Here is a 19,998-nt window from a genome sequence, read left to right on the forward strand (position 1 = left end):
AGGGGAAATCGCGCAACCCGCTCAGTGGTTGCAGCGCATGACCCGCCCGCGGCCTGACCGTCACCGGCCGCCGCGTTCGGGGATCGCTCAGGACCGAGCAATCGCTAAAACGGGGGTGGTGCGGTCAGCAAGAAGATTCGGTTTCAGTAGATGGGTCCGGATCCAATTTGCTCTTGCTCCTTTACAGATTTGCTACGGTAATTGACCTGGCTTACGTCAGGTCGTCGCAGGCTCGCGAACAAGGCGGTCCTGCAGCAGTCCGGCACGCTCCAGCGGCAGATAGGCCAGGGCCGCCAGATGCGAATGGATGCGCTTGAGATCACGAAGGATGCGCAGGTAGACATCGCCACCGCCGCCACCATCGCGACGCTCGCGCAGTGCCTTGATGTGTCGTTCGGAGGCCTCATTCTCAAGCTTCCGCAGCGTTTCCTTTCGCGCCATCAATTGCTGCGCCGCGCGCAGGTCGCCGCGCAGAAACACCGTGAGGGCCAGCCGCAGGCTCTCCATCACCTGGGTATGCATGGCCGCCAGATCCTCGATGTCGTCGGCGGAGAAGTCCTGCCCGCTCTGCGCCTTCTTGGCAGCGAATTCCATCAGGTTGTTGGCGGTGATATCACCGATGTGTTCGATATTGATCACGAAGGCAAGAATCTCCTGGCTGCGCTCACCGTCTTCCTCGTTGAGCGCTTCGCCACCGAGGTCGGCCAGATATTCGCGGATCGCCAGGCCAAGCTTATCGAGCGAAGAATCCATGCGTCCGATGGCCGTAGCGCGGGCGCGATCGTCCTTGCCGAACACCTCGACCAGACCCTTGAGCATGCCCTCCACCATATCGGCCATGCGCATGGATTCACGCGCCGCGTTGGCCAACGCCACGTTGGCGGAATCAAGCGCACCTTCGTCCAGATACTGCGGCACGCCAGGGTCATTGGGCTTGGGCGGCTCTGGTAGCAGGCGGACCAGCAAGCGCGCCAGACTCTCCAGCGGCAAGATGAAGATCGTCGCCAAGGCAAGATTGAAAGCGGTGTGGAAGTTCACGGCGATGCGTGCAGGCGTATCGCCCAGTGGCACCAGCCAATGCGCAATCATCGGCAGCAGCGGCAGACAGACGATACAGCCAAACGCGCGCACCATCAGATTACCCATGGGCAGGCGACGCGCCACCGGCGAATGCGCTTCCATCAGCGCAGGAATGGTGCTGCCAAGGTTGGCGCCAAGCACGAGAGCGAGCGCACCGGGTGCGTCCACCACGCCGGCCGTGGCCAGCGACGAGATCAGCAATACCACCGCGACGCTGGAATGGCAGGCCCAGGTCAGCAAGGCCGCCACCAGCATGGCCAGCACCGGTTCGCTGGCCAGGCTCTGCAGGATCGCGCGCAACACCTGCGCGTTTTCCACCGGCGCCATCGCACCCACCAGCAGATGCAGGGCCAGCAACATCAGACCCAGACCGATCGACACGCGACCAATGTTCTCGTAGCGCACATCATCGCTGCGGCGATGGATGGTGAAGCCGATCAGGATCAGCACGGGCGCGACAATGGAGATGTCGAACGACATCACCTGCACGATCAGCGTGGTACCCACGTTGGCGCCGAGCATCACCGCAAGCCCTGGGGCGAGCCCAAGGAATCCGCTGGCAGCGAACGACGTAGCCATCAGGCCGGTGGCTGTGCTGCTTTGGAGAATGGCAGTGATGCACACGCCGAAGCACAGCGCCGCCGGACGCCGGCCAAGATAGCGACCCATCCAGCGACGCAAAGCGCTGCCATAGCCACGCAGCACGCCACTGGTGACCATATGCGTGCCCCACAGCAGCAGGGCGACGTAGCCGGCAATGTCGAGTAGAGCGAAGGTGCCTTTCATGGCAAGACCTCCCTGGTTGAAACGTTACGCAAAAGGGTCAATGGCTTATAGCTTGCGACCACGCCGCATATTTGCCGTCATTCCGGCGCAGGCCGGAGGTGCTTCACAACAGCGAAGCTGGTCATCCAGTAACCGAACTATTTGATAGTCGCGGAATCGCACATCTGAGTTGTTGTGCGCGAAGCCTCGCGACGACCGATTCCTCATGCAACTGGATGACCAGCTTCGCTGTTGTGAAGCACCTCCGGCCTACGCCGGAATGACGAGCAAAAAAGCAGGGCACTCGTTGATTACAGCCAGCGCCCGTAACGACGGATATAGACCAGCTTCATCAGCTGCGTCAGCACGCAGTAGGTGAATACCGTCGCTGCCAACCAGGCGAAGTACACGCCCGGCATGGGCGTCATGCCGATCTTCGCGCCCAGATCCGTGTACGGCACCAACATGCCGATGATGATGATGGCCGTGGTCAGCGCCAGCACCGGTGCAGAAGCAATGCTCTGCAGGAACGGGATCTTGCGCGTACGGATCATGTGCACGATCAAGGTCTGCGTGAGCAGGCTCTCCACGAACCAGCCGGACTGGAAGAACGACTGATGATCCGGCGAGTTCGCGCCAAACACGTACCACAGCAGCAGGAACGTGGTGATGTCGAAAATCGAGCTGACGGGACCAATCCACACCATGAAACGACCGATATCGCTGGCGTCCCACTTGCGCGGCTTGCGCAGGTATTCGTCGTCCATGCGATCGAACGGAATCGACAGCTGCGAGATGTCGTACAGCAGGTTCAGCACCAGAATCTGCAACGGCAACATCGGCAGGAACGGCAGGAACGCACTGGCGATCAGCACCGAGAACATGTTGCCGAAGTTAGAGCTGGCGGTCATCTTGATGTACTTGATGATGTTGCCGAAGGTGATACGACCTTCGATCACGCCCTCTTCCAGCACCATCAGGTTCTTTTCGAGCAGGATGATGTCCGCCGATTCCTTGGCGATATCGGTGGCGGTATCCACCGAAATACCCACGTCCGCCTCGCGCAGCGCCGGCGCGTCGTTGATGCCGTCACCGAGGAAGCCCACGGTGTGACCCTGACGCTGCAGCGACTTCACCACACGCGCCTTCTGCAGCGGCGACATCTTGGCGAACACGGTGGTGCGCTTGACCAGCTCGTCCAGCTCATCGTCGTTCAACGGTTCGATGTGCTTGCCCTGCGCGGAATGCTCCACATCCAGGCCGACTTCGCGACAGATCTTGCGCGTCACCGCCTCGTTGTCGCCAGTGATCACCTTCACCTCGACACCGTGGTGATGCAGCGCCGCGATCGCGGTGGCCGCACTGTCCTTGGGAGGATCGAGGAAAGCCAGGCAGCCGATGGCGATGAGGTTGCTTTCGTCGGCCACGCCGTAGGCGCGATCGGCCGGGGGCTGACGCTTGATGGCCACCACCAGCACACGCAGACCGTCTTCGTTGAGGCCGCGCGTCATCGCCTTGATGTCCGCGCGCATCGCGTCGGTCATCGGCAGCACTTCTTCGCCTGCCTTGGCGTAGGTACAGATCGACAGCATTTCCTCGACCGCGCCCTTGCACACCAGCAGCTCGTGGCCGTCGCCGTTACCCACCACCACCGACATGCGGCGACGCTGGAAGTCGAACGGAATCTCGTCGACGATGCGGTAGTGCTGCGCGACCGTTTCCAGATCGCGATGCGTCAGCACCGCCTTGTCCATCAGGTTCTTCAGGCCAGTCTGGAAGCGGCTGTTGATATAGCCGTACTCCAGTGCCTCTTCCGACTCCTCGCCGTACAGATCGAGGTGACGCTCCAGCACGATCTTGTCGAGCGTCAGCGTGCCGGTCTTGTCGGTGCACAGCACGTCCATCGCGCCAAAGTTCTGGATCGCGTTGAGGCGCTTCACCACCACCTTGCGACTGGACATGGCAAGGGCGCCCTTGGCCAGGTTCGCCGTCACGATCAGCGGCAGCATTTCGGGCGTAAGGCCCACTGCCACCGACAGCGCGAACAGGAACGCCTGCACCCAATCGTGCTTATCCAGACCATTGATCAGGAAAACGATCGGCACCATCACCGCCATGAAACGGATCAGCAGCCAGCTGACGCTGTTCACGCCGCGATCGAAACTGGTCTGCACGCGCTGGCCCACGATGGTGCGCGCGAGCGAACCCAGATACGTGCGCGCACCCGTTGCCACCACCACCGCGGTGGCGGTGCCGCTCACCACATTGGTGCCCATGTAGCAGACGGTCGGCAGATCCAGCGGGTTATCCGACGAGTCGGCGTGAGGATCAGTGATCGCCTCGGCGTGTGCCGGTGCTGCCTTCTCTACCGGCAGCGATTCGCCGGTGAGGATGGCCTGGCTGATGAACAGATCCTTCGCCGATACGAGGCGCAGGTCCGCAGGCACCATGTCACCTGCTGCGAGATGCACGATATCGCCGGCCACCAGCTCGCCCACCGGCACTTCGATGCGCTCGCTATGACCATCCGACGCGCGGCGGGTCACCGTGGCGGTGTTGCGCACCATCGCCTTGAGCTTTTCCGCTGCCTTCGACGAGCGGTATTCCTGGGTGAAACTCAGGGTGACGCTGATGCCCACCATCACTGCGATGATGATCGGGCCGGTCAGGTCCGAACTATCGGTAAACAGCTGCACCGCCGCCAGCACCAGCAGCACGATGATGAACGGGTTCTTGAACGCGCGCAGCAGCTGCACCGACCAGTGCGGCGGCTTCTCGTGCGATACCTCGTTGAGGCCATCACGATCCAGGCGCTCGGAGATTTGTTCCTCATTGAGGCCCGCCGCACTGGTATCCAGCGCAGCATAAAGCGCCTCGTTGTGGCGAAACGCCTCTTGAGCGACGACCACACGCACAGGGGCGGCGGCGCTCTTGCCGGCCGCCTTGCCGGTGACGGTCTGGGTGGAGTGCTTCAACATGACTCGCTTCCGTAAATCGGTGACATCTGGGTCGGACCAGCGAGCCGGCGGGGATCAGCCCGCGCGTAACGCCAAGACCTGAACTAGCGGCTTCGTCGCCACAGACCCCACGGGACTGGCGGGGGCCAGCCCTTGCGGGGTAGCTCGAGGCGCAACGCAGCCTTCATCAGTGACTGGATACCAGCTGGAGATGACGCTGTGCTTGCGAAGCGGCATGTTCATGCCAACGGGCGACCGGGCGGCCGCGGGATGTATCGGCATTCCAGTGCATATCGAGCACGACCGGAGTCGCCGTCTCATGCAGCGGTGCGGGGACGGTAATCGTCCAGGAACGGCGGGAATCCTCGCGGCGACCCAGCAGCGGACGGGCTGCGGTACGCAGACGAAAGAAATCGCGAAGGAGCTTCATTGGCCCATCTCCTCGTAAACGGCGCTGAGGCGCCGTTAGAGGTGGGCCGGACTTCCCTAGTCGAGGAAAGCGCCAGCCGACCGCAGGCGGTCGCCGCAGCAGATCAGCTTGTTAAGCAATGCCGGCACCCGATGCTCGCGGATGTCGACGTTGCGACTAGGGTAAACGTCCATATGCCTTTGGTTGATAGGACAGGGGCCACTTAGGACGCAATCGCGCCGGGTGGCGCGCGCATTGTCTTGCTGCAGTGCGAAAGTGTCAACCCTGTGACAAGAGATGACAGCAGAAAGTTATCGCGGCGTGATGGCGAGGCTTGCCCGGACCGTCCAGGGGCGATCCCGAAGGTGCTGAGACCCGGGCGCCTTGCGCGTACATGGACCAGAAGCAGCTGCTACTGAGTGAATGCAGCGTCTGCGCTTCTTTGTAGGAGCGCACTTGTGCGCGACCGCGGCGCCGCGCCATGACCTCTGCAGATTTTTGCCTGACAACCGATCCACTGGAGCGAGATTCCAGCTCTGCGGTCGCGCACAAGTGCGCTCCTGCAGAAAACCGAAAGCGCCGGGCGGCTCAAGCTATTTCAAATGGAGCGCTCCAACACCGCACCCTGATGCTGCACCAAAGGATCCATCAACCAATGGTCCGCCAGCAAAAACGCAAACAACGCCATCAAATACACGATGGAGTAGTTGAACACCTTCATCGCGAAAAACTCATCCGGCGGGTTCAACAAGCGCACGGCGTAATACAGGAACCCCGCACCAAGAACCGCCGCACCACCGAGATACACCATGCCGCTATACCCCGTCAGCGCCGGCAACAATGTCACCAGCACCAACAGAATGGTGTAGAACAACACGTGCCAGCGCGTGTAAACCACACCGTGCGTCACCGGCAGCATGGGCACCTGCGCACGCGAATAGTCCTCGCGACGGAAGATCGCCAACGCCCAGAAATGCGGCGGCGTCCACACGAAAATGATCAGGCAAAGCTGCAGCGCAAATGGATGCAGCTCACCCGTCACCGCCGTCCAGCCCAACACCGGCGGAATCGCACCGGCCAGACCACCAATAACGATGTTCTGCGGCGTAGCGCGCTTGAGGTAAGCGGTATAGATCAACGCGTAACCGATCAACCCACCAAACGTCAGCAACGCGGTGAGCGGGTTCACCAGCAGCACCAGCACCACCATCGACAGCACGCCCAGCACCAACGCAAAAGTGAGCACCTGGCGCGGCGTGAGCTGGCCTGTCGCCAGTGGGCGATGTGCGGTTCGCATCATCACTTTGTCGATGCGCTGGTCAATCAGGTGATTGAATGCAGCGGCGGAACCCGAGGCCATCCAGATGCCCAGCGTGCCGAACACCAGCGCGCGCCACGGCGGTATGCCGGGCACGGCGAGGAACATGCCGATGACGGCGCAGAACACCAGCAACGCGACGACGCGCGGCTTGGTCAGCTCCAGGTATTCATGGAAACGGCTGCTCATCGTCATCGGTGTCCGTGGGAGAGAATCATCGCGTCGTCATGACGCTTCTGCGTGCGAGCCAACGCCGCCAGCAAGGTGAACAAGAGGAGCGCGGCGACGCCATTGTGCAGCGTCGCCACCGGCAACGGCAGGCCGAAATGCACATTGCTGATGCCCAGCAGCACCTGGGCGACCAGCACCACCGCGATGGCCAGCGCCTGTGCGCGCAGGCCGCGATGCGAGAGACGATAGGACAGCCACATCAGGTAGCAGAACACCACCAAAGCACCGATGCGATGGGCGATCTGGATGGCGCTGCGCGCTGCCATATCAAGCACGCCACCTTCGTAGTTCACGCCGATGCCACGCCACAACACGAAGCCCTCGCGGAAGTCGGTAGGTGGCATCCATTGTCCGAGGCACTTGGGAAAGTCGGTGCCGCAGGCCAAGGCAGCGTAGTTGGACGATGTCCAGCCACCAAGAGCAATCTGCGCCAGCAGCAACACGATGCCAAGTACTACAAGCTTGCGAACGTCGGCGTAGCTGTCATCGTTCGCGCCGACACCGGCAAAACGCAGTGCTGCGTACGCGAGCAAAGCGAACGTGGTGATGCCGCCCATCAGATGCCCCATCACCACGATGGGCTTGAGCAACAGCGTCACGGTCCACATGCCGAGCATGGCCTGAAACACCACCACCGCAAATGCCAGCACGCTGATGCGCCATGCACCAGGGCGATTAAGGTTAGCCGCCGCGAGCAGCGGCAGGCCAATGGCCAATAGCGAGAGCAGCAACGACCAGTGATGCTCGCCCTTGATATACAGACCCACCCCAAGCGCCGCGAAGATGGCAGCAGCGATCACGGCGTAACGCGCCCACGCATGGCGCCAACTCGCGATCAATGCAAGCGCGAGTACCAGGCTGCCCAACGTACCGGCGAGAAAGCGATGCACCTGCTCGCGCCATGCCTTGTGGGTTTCGTACGGGCGATCCGGAAACGCCTCGTTCGCCTGGGCGATCTCGTGCTGATGTTCCGGCCAGGCCGCCTTGCCGTAACACGTCGGCCAATCAGGGCAGGAAAGCCCCGCATTGGAGAGACGCACGAAGGCACCGAACATCACCACGCCAAAGGCGAATACCGCGGCGAGCAACGCCAGGCCACGCAGCATCTTGATGGAACGGGCGGTCATCAACGGATCACCTTCTGCAGATCCTTGCGCAAGCCGGAAGGATCGAAGCCGGCGGGATAAAGCGACAGTGCGGTGCCATCGGACTCGACCAGCAATGCGCTCACGCTGTCGGGTGTCGTGGGGCGAAAACTCGCCAATGCATCCTTGTCGTCTTTGCCCAGCGTCCAGTAGTTGGTCATGCCGCTACCTGCTGCATCGGCCGGCGGCGCGCCGACGTAGAGCAGACGCAAGCGCGGTGCATTGCGATTGAGCGTGATGCGCGCAGCCGCGATCTTGGTGAGCGTCTCCAGACACTGCCGTGTGCAATCGGGGCCAGCCAGGGCCACAAGGGTGAGTCGCGGCTCCTCATCGCGCCATGCCCATGGCTTGCCATCGGCAAGCGTGACCTGCAGCTGCTCTTCGATGAAGTTGCGCTGCGGCGAAATCGCTTCGCCATACGCCTTACCGCTCGGCTGCCAGCCACTGAGCGTGAGCAGGCCGGCCGCCACAATGGGTGCGGCAAATACGAGCATCACCAGCAGCAGTTTCAGTCGGCTCGCGCGGAGCGTGGCGGTATCGGGCTTGTTCATGGGCGGTCCGACGGTTTCATGGGACGACGACGATGCAGCACCAGCAGCAGCACCACAGCCACGACGGCGAAGGTGAACCACTGGAAGGCGTAGGCGCGATGTCGCGCCGGCGGCATCGAGGAAAAATCGATGGTGTGCTCGCGCACGTAGATGACGGCGGGATCGTCGTCCAGCGCGAGCACCTGTGGATACAGGGCGCTACCTAGATCGGCCGCCACTTGGGGCAGTTCGAGATAGATGGTGGTCTTGGGCCAGCCTGATTGCTTAGCCAGCGCATCGCCACCCATCTCAAAACCGACGCCAGGCGGCGGCAAGTACAAGCCATGCAACGACTGCTCGCCGGTGGGCAGTGGCGGCACTTGTGGTGATTGATGGGTGCCATTGCCTGGCAGGAAACCAAGATCCACCAGCAGTAACCGATCGCCGCCACGCAGACGGAAAGGCGCATAAACCTCCACGCCACCGAGTTGATCGTGCTTGGGGTTGTCCAGCAGATACAGACGATCGGGCACGTATTCGCCATGCACCGTCACGCGCGCATAGCCATCCACGGGGGGCTTTGCGGCCACTGCGGCAAAGTCGCGCGGCGCGGCAGTTTCTGCCGCGGCATACCGTCGCAGAATGGCTTCCTTCTCGTCCGCGCGATGCAGCTGCCACACGCCTAAACGTATGAACAGCAAGGCGCCAACCACTGTCAGCAGCAGCGCTAACCAGGAAGGACGGCGCAGCCACTTCACGCGGTGGCACCACGCACGGCCGCTATACTGCGGATGTCAATAACGTCGGGACCTATCACGTGGAAACCGTCTACAAATATGCGCTGGTGATCCTGCTGCTGGTGGTGCTGTTCAATCTTGGTCAGGCCCTGTACTTCATGATGACCGACAAGGAAAGCAGCAAGCGCACGGTGTGGGCGTTGACACGTCGCATCGGCTTGTCGGTGCTGCTCATCTTGATGGTCGTCCTTGGCATCTGGATGGGCTGGCTTCACCCGCACGGCGTGGGCCAGTAATTGTAGCGTCCTGTGGCCGTCGGCGCTTCGCCGCGGCATCTTTCTCCAAAGGCCCGCCACTGGCGGGCCTTTGTTTTGCGCTTGCCTTCCCCAGTAGGAGCGCACTTGTGCGCGACAAGCCTACGGAGCGGAAACGCCGGGACGCAGCGGTCGCGCACAAGTGCACTCCTACAACCCCAACAAAAAACCCGCCTTCCGGCGGGTTCTTTGCTGCGACGCGACAGCGCCTCAGAGGATGTAGACGAACATGAACAGGCCCAGCCACACCACGTCGACAAAGTGCCAGTACCAGGCCACTGCCTCAAATGCGAAGTGATGGTCCTTGGTGAAATGACCCTTGGCCACGCGCAGCCAGATGATGGCCAGCATGATCGTTCCCAGCGTCACGTGCATGCCGTGGAAGCCGGTAAGCATGAAGAAGGTCGAACCGTAGACGCCGCTCTGCAGGGTCAGGTTGAGCTCCTTGTATGCCTCCATGTACTCGTGCGCCTGGAAGTACAGGAAGGTGGCGCCCAGCAGCACGGTAAGGCCGAGGAACAGAAGGATCTTGCCGCGCTGGCCGGCTTTCAGCGCGTGGTGCGCGATGGTCACGGTAACGCTCGAAGAAAGCAGGATCAGCGTGTTGAGCAGCGGCAGGCCCCACGGCGCCACCGTCTGGAAGTCGCCGCCGATGCGCGCCGGGCCGTTGCCGCCACTGGCGCCCCACGAAGCGGCGTAATCGTTCCACAGGAACTGATGGGTCAACACGCCATGGCCTTCACCACCCAGCCACGGCACCGCGAACATGCGCGCGTAGAACAGCGCACCGAAGAAGGCGCCGAAGAACATCACTTCGGAGAAGATGAACCACATCATGCCCATGCGGAACGAGCGATCCACCTGGCTGTTGTAGCTGCCCGCCAGCGATTCGCGGATCACCGAGCGGAACCAGCCGAAGAACATCAGCAGAATGCCGACGAAGCCGATCGTCAGCACGGTCTTGCCGAAGCTCGATTCACCCGGAGGGGCGTTGAGCCAGTGCGCGGCACCGAACACGGTGACGAACATGACGACCGCGGCCACGATAGGCCAGGAACTCTTGGCCGGAACGAAATAAGCGCCTTGCTGCTGACCCATGGTGAGATCCCCGTGGAATGCTCTTGTTTACTTCCGCCCCCGCCTGTTCCGCGGGAGTTGCAATCCGCAACACCTCACCGGCGCCGCGGAGGAATACAGCGGGCTTGCGTCAGGAGTACTTCAGGCCCTGCAGCAGCGACAACAGAAAGATACCGATGGCGATGGCGCCGAACACCGTGACGGTGCGTCGCACACCTTTCCGTCGTGCTTCCTCGATCACTGCTTTGGACGTCTGATTCATCTCGCTCGCTTCCCGCCCACTCCGGCGCGAGCCGGAGCGGACATCATGACTGCATCAATCTTCGATATGACCGTGAGCCAACTCGTCGTCGTGGATCACCGGCGGCATTTCGAAGGTGTGGTGCGGCGCCGGTGACGGCACGGTCCACTCCAGACCCTTGGCACCTTCCCACACGCGATCCGGCGCCTTCTTCTTGGAGAACCACACCGCATGAACGATCACGCCAAGGAAGATCAGCTGCGAGGCGCCAAACAGGAAGCCACCGATGGAGCTGATCATGTTGAAGTTGGCGAAGGCGACGTTGTAATCCGGGATACGGCGCGGCATGCCGGCCAACCCCAGGAAGTGCTGCGGGAAGAACAACACGTTCACCCAGATCACGCTGTTCCAGAAGTGGATCTTGCCCCACATCTCCGAGTACATGTGGCCGGTCCACTTCGGCAGCCAGTAATAGGTACCGGCGATGATGGCGAAGATTGCGCCAGTCACCAGCACATAATGGAAGTGCGCCACCACGAAGTAGGTGTCGTGATACTGGAAGTCCGCCGGAGCCAGCGCCAGCATCAGGCCCGAGAAACCACCGATGGTGAACAGAATGACGAACGCGATGGCAAACAGCATCGGCGTTTCGAACGTCATCGAGCCGCCCCACATCGTGCTGACCCAGTTGAACACCTTCACGCCGGTCGGCACCGCGATCAGCATGGTGGCGTACATGAAGAAGATTTCACCGCCCAGCGGCAGACCCACCGCAAACATGTGGTGAGCCCACACGATGAACGACAGGAACGCGATGGACGCGATGGCGAACACCATCGCCTTGTAACCAAAGATCGGCTTGCGCGCGAAGGTCGGGATGATCTCAGACACCAGGCCAAAGGCCGGCAGGATCATGATGTAGACCTCGGGGTGACCGAAGAACCAGAAGATGTGCTGGAACAGCACCGGGTCACCGCCGCCCGCGGCATTGAAGAAGCTGGTGCCGAAGTACTTGTCGGTGAGCAGCATGGTCACCGCACCGGCGAGTACCGGCATCACCGCGATCAGCAGGAACGCCGTGATCAGCCAGCTCCACACGAACACCGGCATCTTCAGCAGATCCATGCCCGGCGCACGCATGTTGAGGATGGTGGCAATGATGTTGATCGCGCCCATGATGGAGCTGATACCCATCAAGTGCACCGCGAACACCAGGTAAGCCACCGAATCACCCTGCAGCGACAGCGGCGGGTACATGGTCCAGCCACCGGCCGGGCCACCGCCCGGAAGGAACAGGGTGGACAGCAGCAGCGCGAAGGCGAACGGCAGAATCCAGAACGACAGATTGTTCATGCGCGGCAGCGCCATATCCGGCGCACCGATCATCAGCGGGATCATCCAGTTGCCAAGGCCCACGAAGGCCGGCATCACCGCACCGAAGATCATGACCAGCGCATGCATCGTGGTCATTTCGTTGAAGAAGTACGGCTGCACCAGCTGCAAGCCGGGCTTGAACAGTTCCGCGCGAATCACCATCGCGAAGCTGCCGCCAATAAAGAACATCAGGAGCGAGAACACCAGATACAGCGTGCCGATGTCCTTGTGGTTGGTGGACATGCACCAACGCACAAAGAAATTCTTGGGCGCGCCGTGATGATCGTCGTGGTGATCGTGCGTGGCGTCGTGGGCCATAACCTTACACCTCTACCTAAAAGCGGAAACGTTTGGACGAGCTGAAGATCAGCCCTGATGGCCCTGGGAAACAGGTGCGTCGGAAGCCTGCGCAGTAGCGGGCGTAGCAGCGGTGGAAGCGGCGGCCGGAGCAGCCTGCTCAGGCTGCTTGGCCTGTGCTTCCTGCTCTGCCAGCCATTTCTCGAACTCGGCCTTCGGCAGCGCCCTCACCACGATCGGCATGAAGCCGTGATCCTGGCCGCACAACTCAGCGCATTGGCCGCGGTAGTCACCGGGCTCAATGATGTTGGTCCAGGTGGCGTTGACGATGCCCGGGATCGCATCCATCTTCCAACCCAGCGCAGGCACCCACCACGAGTGGATGACGTCGCCTGCGGTGATCACGAAGCGGATCTTGGTGCCCACCGGCACCACCAGCGGCTTGTCGACATTGATCAGGTAGGTGTTGTAACCGTCCACCTTCACTTGGTTCGGGTCGAGGCCCGAATTCAGCTGACGCGTCTCGTCGCTTTCGCGATCGAGCTTGGACATGAAGCCCACGCTCTCGATCGCCTTGCCCTTGTAGTCGACGTAGTCGTAGCGCCACTTCCACTGGTAACCGGTGACCTTCACAGTCATCTCGGAGCCGGTGGTGTCGGCGAACGTGCGCAGGCCGCCCGTAGCGAGGTAAGCCAGCACGATCAGGATGATCACTGGAATGGTGGTCCAGATGATCTCAAGCGTGGTGTTGTGCGACCACTTCTCCGCCACGGCGCCACGCGATTTGCGGAAGCGGAACATGGCGATGAACATCGCGCCAAACACCAAAATGCCGATGACAACGCAGACACCGAGCGCAACGTTGTTGAGGAAATACGGCACCGGAGACCAGGTGCTCGCGCCGCGCGTCATGTTCAACTGCCCTGGCTGCGGATTGGCCAATGTCGCGCCGCCGAACATGGTGAGAGCGAAGAGTGCGATTGCCGCGACTACTCGCTTGATATTGCCAGGCCTGATGCCGCCAGATGTCATGTCGTGATGCACCTTTGTTGAACCTACCTGCGCTGCTGTTGGTTGAGCTCCCTCAGCAACACCTCGAGTTTCCTTGACAGCTCGGCACGCTCCTCTCCCCCGAGAAAAGCTCCGATTTCCAGCTCCCGTCCGTGCGACGTCAGCAGCAGACGATGTCTTCCCCCTTCGGACCGCAGCTGCACGCGCACCCAATACGTCTGAAAGCGCGCACTGCGCCGACCTGGCAGGGATTGCACCTCCAGCGACGACTCGTCGAGGGTGATGCGCTCGCTGCGGTCGCCGGCCCGCCAGGCCACGCCAAGGGCGAAAGCCACCGCGGAAGACTCGACCAATGCGAACAGCGGAGCGAACACATTCCCCTGCCACGCCCCCAGCACGGCCGTCGTCAGCGCCAGCGCCGCCAGTACTCCGATCACTCGACGCAGGTCGCGACGGCTGAGGGAACGATTGGGCTTGAGCCACATCGTTACGCACGGCAAGCCGGCAGCAGCTGGTCGAAGCACGATCATGAGAACCCGGCGTGCCTGGAACGCAGGCATGATAGGCCGCGATGGCGTCGATGAGCAAGAATGACGCATGTGCTTGATTTGAAGCAGGGATGAATGAGAAATCCCACGCGTCGACGTACACATGGCACGTGTATCGACGCACGTTTGTGTTGCGGGTCATGGGCTTGGACGAACGGTGATGACGGCGCCAGCTCCGATCACAGCGAGTCACAACAGGGGTGCGACGGTTTGCCACAGTCCCGCGCCATATCCTTGTCGCAGTGAACAACAGGGGAGAGCGATCACTGCTCGAGCGGCCCGTTCGGGCCCGTCGCTACCCAATCCCTGCCCCACCCACTTATATATGTATGCCGGTGCCGCACCGCAGCACCCCATACGGATGCGTGCGCCAGCCCCCACGCGTACAATTCCGCGACTCCCCGCCCCACCAACGTTCCGGCTAAAAACCCAGTGACACAGCCCATTCTCAGCCCCGAATTGCCGACCGGCATCGAGCCGGCGCGTGCGCGCATTACCGCCAACTGGCTGCGCGACGAAACCGAAGCAGTCAACGACCTGCTGGCCCAGGCCACCCTGCCGCCCGTCGAGCGCGAAAAGGTGATCGACCTGGCCGCCGATCTGGTAACCCGTGTGCGCGCACGCGCCAAGGATCAGAGCGCCGTCGAATCCTTCATGCGCCAGTACGACCTGTCGTCGGAAGAAGGCGTGCTGCTGATGTGCGTTGCCGAAGCGCTGCTGCGCATTCCGGACAAGGGCACCGCCGACAAGCTGATCCGCGACAAGCTGGGCGATGCCAACTGGAAGAAGCATCTCGGCCAGAGCGAGTCACTGTTCGTCAACGCCTCCACCTGGGGCCTGATGCTCACCGGCAAGCTGGTGAACCTCGCCGAAGACACCCGTCATGACTTCACCGGTGCGCTGCGTCGCCTGGTGGGCCGTGCAGGCGAGCCGGCGATTCGCCTCGCCGTGCGCCAGGCCATGCGCATCATGGGCCACCAGTTCGTGATGGGGCAGACCATCAGCGAGGCGTTGGATCGTTGCGCGCAGAAGGAGTACGCGGTTTACCGCTACTCCTACGACATGCTGGGCGAATCCGCGCTCACCAGCGAAACCGCCGAGCGCTATCAGCAGGACTATCGCAACGCGATCGCCTCGATCGGTTCGCGCGGCCCGTTCGCCAACCACACCGATGCACCGTCCATCTCGGTGAAGCTGTCCGCGCTGCATCCGCGCTACGAAGTGGCCAAGCGAGAGATCGCCCGCCGCGATCTCACCGCCAAGCTGCTGGAGCTGTCGCAGCTGGCGATGAAGCAAGGCATCGCGCTCTCCGTCGACGCGGAAGAAGCCGATCGTCTCGAACTCTCGCTCGACATCATCGGTGACGTGTTCGCGCATCCCTCGCTGGAAGGCTGGAATGGCCTCGGTATCGTGGTGCAGGCGTATGCCAAGCGCACGCCGTTCGTGATCGACTGGCTGATCGAAACCGCACGCGCCACCGGCCGTCGCTGGTATGTGCGCCTGGTCAAGGGCGCGTACTGGGACGCGGAAGTGAAGCGCGCGCAGGAAAACGGTCTCAGCGGCTACCCGGTGTATACGCGCAAACCGAACACTGACGTGTCGTACCTGGCCTGCGCACGCAAGCTGTTCGATGCCGGCGTGGAGCTAATCTACCCGCAGTTCGCCACGCACAACGCGCACACCATCGCCGCCGTGCATCACCTTTCGCAGGGTCGTCCGTACGAAAACCAGCGCCTGCATGGCATGGGCACGGACCTCTACGCTGAAGTGATCGGCAAGCAGAACCTCAACGTGCCGTGCCGCGTGTACGCGCCGGTGGGCACGCATGAAGACCTGCTGCCTTACCTCGTGCGCCGTCTGCTGGAAAACGGCGCCAACACCAGCTTCGTCAACCGCGTGGTCGACGAGACGCTGCCGGTGCGCGAACTGGTCGCCGATCCGTGTGAAACGGTTCGCGCCTTCGCCTCCATCCCCCACCCGCGCATTGCGCTGCCGGTGAATCTCTACGGTGAACTTCGGAAGAATTCCATGGGCGTCAACTTCTCCAACGACAACGAACTGAAGGCCCTCGCCGAGGCGATCCAGAGCAAGAACGGTCCGTGGACCGCCGAGCCGCTGGTGCCGGGCGCCAAGAGCACGGGCGCCACCGTGCAGGTGACCAACCCGGCCGATCGTCGTCAGGTGGTGGGCAGCTACGTTTCTGCCGACAGCGCCACCGTCGACAAGGCACTGGCCAATGCCGTCGCTGCGCATCACAACTGGGATCGCCTGCCGGCCGCCAGCCGCGCCGCGATCCTCGAGCACGCCGCCGAGCAGCTGGAAGCGCGCCGCGGCGAGTTCATCGCGCTGTGCGTGCGCGAAGCGGGCAAGAGCCTGCCGGACGCCATCGCCGAAATCCGCGAGGCCGCTGACTTCCTGCGCTACTACGCCACCATGGCGCGTCGCCTGTTTGGCCATCCGGAACAGTTGCCGGGCCCGACCGGTGAGAGCAACCAGCTGTTCCTCAACGGCCGTGGCGTGTTCGTGTGCATCAGCCCGTGGAACTTCCCGCTGGCGATCTTCCTCGGTCAGGTCAGCGCCGCGCTTGCCGCCGGCAACAGCGTCATCGCCAAGCCCGCCGAGCAGACCAGCCTGATTGGCTACGCTGCCGTGAAGCTGCTGCACGACGCCGGTGTGCCGGCCGACGTGCTGCAGTACCTGCCGGGTGACGGCGCCACCGTCGGCGCTGCGCTCACCAAGGATCCGCGCGTTGCTGGCGTGGCCTTCACCGGCTCCACCGAAACGGCGTGGGCGATCAACCGCTCGCTCGCCGCGCGTAACGCGCCGATCGCTGCACTGGTTGCCGAAACCGGTGGCCAGAACGCCATGATCGCCGACTCCTCCGCGCTGCCGGAGCAGATCGTCAAGGACGTCATCTCCTCCGCCTTCCAGTCCGCTGGCCAACGTTGCTCCGCCGCACGCGTGCTGTTCGTGCAGGAAGACATCGCCGACAAGGTCTGCGCGATGCTCGCCGGCGCCATGGCTGAGCTGAAGATCGGCGATCCGGGTCAGCTGTCGACCGACGTCGGCCCGGTGATCGACGAAGACGCCAAGAAGATCCTCGTCGACCACGCCGCGCGCATGGACAAGGAAGCCAAGAAAATTGGCGAAGTGGCACTCGACCCGGCCACCACCGGCAACGGCACGTTCTTCGCGCCGCGCGCTTATGAAATCCCGGGCCTGTCGACGCTGACCCGCGAAATCTTCGGCCCGGTACTGCACGTGATCCGCTGGAAGGGTGACGAGCTGCCGAAGGTGGTGAACGAGATCAATGCCACCGGCTACGGCCTCACCCTGGGCATCCACAGCCGCATCAACGACACCGTGGACTACATCCAGAGCAACGCTCGCGTGGGCAACTGCTACGTCAACCGCAACCAGATCGGTGCCGTGGTCGGCGTGCAGCCGTTCGGCGGCGAAGGCCTGTCCGGCACCGGCCCCAAGGCCGGTGGCCCGCACTACCTGCTGCGTTTTGCTGGTGAGCGCACGCTCACCATCAACACCACGGCGGCTGGCGGCAACGCTTCGCTGCTGACGATTGGCGAGTAATCGCACCCGAAGGCCGGCGCGCAAGCGCCGGCCTCTTAGAGGCTTCAAGTAGCCTCACCCTTGTTCGTCATCCCCGCGAAGGCGGGGATCCAGTGCCTTTGAGGCGCTGACGAAAGCGAAAGGCGCTGGATTCCCGCCTTCGCGGGAATGACGGTAGGTTGAGGTACCCCCTCATACCCGGAGGCTACATGCGGCGCCGTGTATTGCTAGCATCTCTGCTGACGTTAGCGCTCTCGGCGCCACTGTATGCGTCAGCTACAGACACCAACGAACAGGGTTTCGTCGCCACCTTGCAGCTCGGCGCATCACCGCAGGTGCGCTACCTCGATGCCGCTGGCAAACCGCTGGACTTTGCCGCGTTTGCGCAACTACTGGGCGAAGGGCGCAACTACAGCCTCACCAAAGACACTCAAGTCGGTGCCGCCGTGTTGCGCTTGCGCGTCCCCGGGGCGATGGAAGGCCAGCCGGGGCGCTACTCCTTCAAGCGCGGCGACGCTTTTCCGCCGTTCGAACTGCCTTCACTACAGGACGGCACCAAACGCCTGACCGACTTCAGCGGCCGCTACACCCTTGTGAGTTTCTTTTTCGCGGACTGCGTGCCGTGTATCACCGAGGTGCCTACGCTCAACGCTTTTGCCCGAGCGCATGGCGACATGAACGTGGTGGCGATCACCTACGAAGATGCCGTGACCGCAAAGCGGTTCGTGAGCGAACGCGGCCTTGCGTGGCCGGTGCTGTACGACGGCACCTCACTGACGGACACCATAGGTGTCGGCATCTATCCGACCTTGATGCTGATCGATCCTTCAGGCCGTGTCGCCGGCGCCGCCGTAGGCATGTCGATGCGCGACGACGCCGCGAAGCGGCTGTCCGACCTCAATGGCTGGGTCGAGCAATGGAAGGCGGCAAGCACCTCTGTAGGAGCGCACCCTGTGCGCGACCGGCCTACACCATGAGGCTGCCCGACACCGGGCCCAAGAATTCAACGTAGCGCTCATGGATAACCCTTAACCCAGGTCATGAGCAGCTCCCCGGTCGCGCACAAGCGCGCTTCTACAACATCTCAGCCGGGATGAAGCGAAGCGGAGTTCTGGCTACTCGCCCATGACCCGCCGCGCCTTTCTGTAAGACCTGACGCGACATGCTGGATCCGGCGTCTCGCGCATGCCCCGGGGCGCCCAAGGGTGAACCGTGGTGCGTTGCACGAAGCGACGCGCCGTCCGCCATGATATAGATCAAGTCTGCGCCGGACCGATCCGGCGTGCCCTGGGGAGGGAGAGCAGTCACCATGACGTCCGTGGCGGCCGTGAATGGCCATCCAATCGACGATACAGCCGCGACGGCGCTTGGCGCCGACGCGCGCTTTACTGCCGCCGAAACGCCGCCCAACATCCTGGTGCACCTGACCCAGCTGGCCCTGTCGCGCGGCCTGCGCTGCGATGGCTGGTTCGCCGGCTCCGGCCTCACCCGCGAGCAGCTCAACGACCCCACCCTGCGGGTGTCCTACCGGCAGGCCCGTTCGGTGATCCGCCGCGCCCTGCAGGCCACCGGTGAAACCGGCCTGGGCTTGGCGGTGGGCCGCGTGGAGACTCTGGGCAGCTTCGGTTTGCTCGGGCTGGCCATGATGACCTCGGCCACATTTGGCCAGGCCATGAAGGTGGGCATCGACCACCATCGCGTGAGCGGCAGCCTGCTCGATGTGAGTTTCGAAGTGGTGGGGCCGCGTGAAGTGGCGCTGGCCGCCTGGCCGCGCTTCAACGACGCGCCGCTGCTCCCCTTCCTGTGCGAAGAACTGTTTTCCAGTTCGCTGGCCATTGCGCGCGAACTACTGGGCCAGGGTTTCAACCCGTCCCGGCTGGAGCTGACCTATGCGCAGCCCCTTCACGTGCAGGACTACGCCCATTACTTCCAGTGCGAGCTGGTGTTCGGCGCCCGCTACAACCGCGTCATTCTCGACGTGCAGTGGCTGGAGCATCCACTACCCGCGCACAACCCGCTTACCGCGCAACAGGCGCTGGCACTGTGCACGCAGCAACACGATGCCAATGGCGTGCAACAGGAAATCGTCGCCTCGGTCGAACGCCTGCTGCGCAGTCACTTGCGCCAGCAGCCGCGCCTGCCCGATGTGGCACGCATGCTCAACATGAGCGAACGCTCGTTACGTCGCCGCCTGGCTGAAGGTGGCCGCATCTTTCGCGAGATTCACGACCGCGTGAGAGCCGAGCGTGCATTGGAACTGCTGCACGGCGGCAACCTGAGCGTGGCGGAAATAGGCCTGGAAATCGGCTTCAGCGATCCACGCGAGTTTCGTCGCGCATTCAAGCGCTGGACCGGCATGCCTCCGCGCAGCGCGCGCCAGCACGCGGCCTGATTCGC

The 19,998-nt window shown here is 62.7% G+C and carries 16 protein-coding genes; 4 read left to right on the forward strand and 12 right to left on the reverse strand.

Annotation, left to right across the window (positions count from 1 at the left end; translation table 11 throughout):
• Window positions 1-216 precede the first annotated feature (216 nt).
• The 7 genes from AC0GUR_RS13805 to AC0GUR_RS13835 all read right to left on the reverse strand — a co-directional run bounded on the left by AC0GUR_RS13805 (window position 217) and on the right by AC0GUR_RS13835 (window position 9,193).
• Entirely contained in the window at window positions 217-1,866 is a 1,650-nt protein-coding gene (locus AC0GUR_RS13805; RefSeq protein ID WP_472878067.1) for a Na/Pi cotransporter family protein, read from the reverse strand.
• Between the two features lie 290 nt (window positions 1,867-2,156).
• A complete protein-coding gene (gene mgtA / locus AC0GUR_RS13810; RefSeq protein ID WP_472878068.1) occupies window positions 2,157-4,823 on the reverse strand; it encodes a magnesium-translocating P-type ATPase in 2,667 nt (888 codons plus the stop codon).
• A 166-nt stretch (window positions 4,824-4,989) separates the two neighbouring features.
• A complete protein-coding gene (locus tag AC0GUR_RS13815; RefSeq protein ID WP_472878069.1) occupies window positions 4,990-5,232 on the reverse strand; it encodes a hypothetical protein in 243 nt (80 codons plus the stop codon).
• Window positions 5,233-5,809: 577 nt separating this feature from the next.
• Complete coding sequence (cyoE, locus tag AC0GUR_RS13820; RefSeq protein ID WP_472878070.1) at window positions 5,810-6,724, reverse strand: heme o synthase; 915 nt, start codon at window positions 6,722-6,724, stop codon at window positions 5,810-5,812.
• Complete coding sequence (locus tag AC0GUR_RS13825) at window positions 6,721-7,887, reverse strand: COX15/CtaA family protein (RefSeq protein WP_472878071.1); 1,167 nt, start codon at window positions 7,885-7,887, stop codon at window positions 6,721-6,723. The genes cyoE and AC0GUR_RS13825 overlap by 4 nt, the downstream gene beginning before the upstream one ends.
• Window positions 7,887-8,456, reverse strand: coding sequence for a hypothetical protein (locus AC0GUR_RS13830; RefSeq protein WP_472878072.1), 570 nt, complete (start codon window positions 8,454-8,456; stop codon window positions 7,887-7,889). The genes AC0GUR_RS13825 and AC0GUR_RS13830 overlap by 1 nt, the downstream gene beginning before the upstream one ends.
• On the reverse strand, window positions 8,453-9,193 hold the full coding sequence (locus AC0GUR_RS13835; RefSeq protein WP_472878073.1) for an SURF1 family protein: 741 nt from the start codon (window positions 9,191-9,193) through the stop codon (window positions 8,453-8,455). The genes AC0GUR_RS13830 and AC0GUR_RS13835 overlap by 4 nt, the downstream gene beginning before the upstream one ends.
• Before the next feature lie 59 nt (window positions 9,194-9,252).
• Between AC0GUR_RS13835 and AC0GUR_RS13840 the strand changes: the two genes are divergently transcribed.
• Complete coding sequence (locus AC0GUR_RS13840; RefSeq protein WP_472878074.1) at window positions 9,253-9,468, forward strand: twin transmembrane helix small protein; 216 nt, start codon at window positions 9,253-9,255, stop codon at window positions 9,466-9,468.
• A gap of 228 nt (window positions 9,469-9,696) precedes the next feature.
• Here the strand turns inward: AC0GUR_RS13840 and AC0GUR_RS13845 are convergent, their stop codons facing one another.
• The 5 genes from AC0GUR_RS13845 to AC0GUR_RS13865 all read right to left on the reverse strand — a co-directional run bounded on the left by AC0GUR_RS13845 (window position 9,697) and on the right by AC0GUR_RS13865 (window position 13,971).
• Window positions 9,697-10,584 (reverse strand): cytochrome c oxidase subunit 3, encoded by an 888-nt coding sequence (locus tag AC0GUR_RS13845; protein ID WP_472878075.1) that lies wholly within the window; start codon window positions 10,582-10,584, stop codon window positions 9,697-9,699.
• 109 nt (window positions 10,585-10,693) lie between these two features.
• Window positions 10,694-10,825, reverse strand: coding sequence for a hypothetical protein (locus tag AC0GUR_RS13850; protein ID WP_472878076.1), 132 nt, complete (start codon window positions 10,823-10,825; stop codon window positions 10,694-10,696).
• 54 nt (window positions 10,826-10,879) lie between these two features.
• Window positions 10,880-12,496 (reverse strand): cytochrome c oxidase subunit I, encoded by a 1,617-nt coding sequence (ctaD, locus tag AC0GUR_RS13855; protein ID WP_472878077.1) that lies wholly within the window; start codon window positions 12,494-12,496, stop codon window positions 10,880-10,882.
• Window positions 12,497-12,544: 48 nt separating this feature from the next.
• Window positions 12,545-13,507: a cytochrome c oxidase subunit II gene (gene coxB / locus AC0GUR_RS13860; protein WP_472878078.1), complete on the reverse strand. Its 963-nt coding sequence runs from the start codon at window positions 13,505-13,507 to the stop codon at window positions 12,545-12,547.
• A gap of 23 nt (window positions 13,508-13,530) precedes the next feature.
• Window positions 13,531-13,971 (reverse strand): DUF2244 domain-containing protein, encoded by a 441-nt coding sequence (locus AC0GUR_RS13865; protein WP_472878120.1) that lies wholly within the window; start codon window positions 13,969-13,971, stop codon window positions 13,531-13,533.
• 495 nt (window positions 13,972-14,466) lie between these two features.
• Here AC0GUR_RS13865 and putA point away from each other — a divergent pair, with 495 nt between their 5' ends.
• The 3 genes from putA (at window position 14,467) to AC0GUR_RS13880 (ending at window position 19,993) form a co-directional block, all read left to right on the forward strand.
• Complete coding sequence (gene putA, locus AC0GUR_RS13870; protein ID WP_472878079.1) at window positions 14,467-17,622, forward strand: bifunctional proline dehydrogenase/L-glutamate gamma-semialdehyde dehydrogenase PutA; 3,156 nt, start codon at window positions 14,467-14,469, stop codon at window positions 17,620-17,622.
• Window positions 17,623-17,810: 188 nt separating this feature from the next.
• The gene (locus AC0GUR_RS13875; RefSeq protein WP_472878080.1) at window positions 17,811-18,578 is read left to right on the forward strand and encodes a TlpA family protein disulfide reductase; all 768 of its coding nucleotides are present in this window, start codon (window positions 17,811-17,813) and stop codon (window positions 18,576-18,578) included.
• A 332-nt stretch (window positions 18,579-18,910) separates the two neighbouring features.
• On the forward strand, window positions 18,911-19,993 hold the full coding sequence (locus tag AC0GUR_RS13880; RefSeq protein ID WP_472878081.1) for an AraC family transcriptional regulator: 1,083 nt from the start codon (window positions 18,911-18,913) through the stop codon (window positions 19,991-19,993).
• Window positions 19,994-19,998: the final 5 nt, after the last annotated feature.

The organism is Dyella sp. PARNA 12/25 (assembly GCF_055702865.1).

Coding starts and splice junctions, on each gene's coding strand:
- AC0GUR_RS13805 (WP_472878067.1), bottom strand. CDS start 1,866: ATGAAAGGCACCTTCGCTCTACTCGACATTGCCGGCTACGTCGCCCTG.
- mgtA (WP_472878068.1), bottom strand. CDS start 4,823: ATGTTGAAGCACTCCACCCAGACCGTCACCGGCAAGGCGGCCGGCAAG.
- AC0GUR_RS13815 (WP_472878069.1), bottom strand. CDS start 5,232: ATGAAGCTCCTTCGCGATTTCTTTCGTCTGCGTACCGCAGCCCGTCCG.
- cyoE (WP_472878070.1), bottom strand. CDS start 6,724: ATGACGATGAGCAGCCGTTTCCATGAATACCTGGAGCTGACCAAGCCG.
- AC0GUR_RS13825 (WP_472878071.1), bottom strand. CDS start 7,887: ATGACCGCCCGTTCCATCAAGATGCTGCGTGGCCTGGCGTTGCTCGCC.
- AC0GUR_RS13830 (WP_472878072.1), bottom strand. CDS start 8,456: ATGAACAAGCCCGATACCGCCACGCTCCGCGCGAGCCGACTGAAACTG.
- AC0GUR_RS13845 (WP_472878075.1), bottom strand. CDS start 10,584: ATGGGTCAGCAGCAAGGCGCTTATTTCGTTCCGGCCAAGAGTTCCTGG.
- AC0GUR_RS13850 (WP_472878076.1), bottom strand. CDS start 10,825: ATGAATCAGACGTCCAAAGCAGTGATCGAGGAAGCACGACGGAAAGGT.
- ctaD (WP_472878077.1), bottom strand. CDS start 12,496: ATGGCCCACGACGCCACGCACGATCACCACGACGATCATCACGGCGCG.
- coxB (WP_472878078.1), bottom strand. CDS start 13,507: ATGACATCTGGCGGCATCAGGCCTGGCAATATCAAGCGAGTAGTCGCG.
- AC0GUR_RS13865 (WP_472878120.1), bottom strand. CDS start 13,971: ATGTGGCTCAAGCCCAATCGTTCCCTCAGCCGTCGCGACCTGCGTCGA.
- AC0GUR_RS13875 (WP_472878080.1), top strand. CDS start 17,811: ATGCGGCGCCGTGTATTGCTAGCATCTCTGCTGACGTTAGCGCTCTCG.
- AC0GUR_RS13880 (WP_472878081.1), top strand. CDS start 18,911: ATGACGTCCGTGGCGGCCGTGAATGGCCATCCAATCGACGATACAGCC.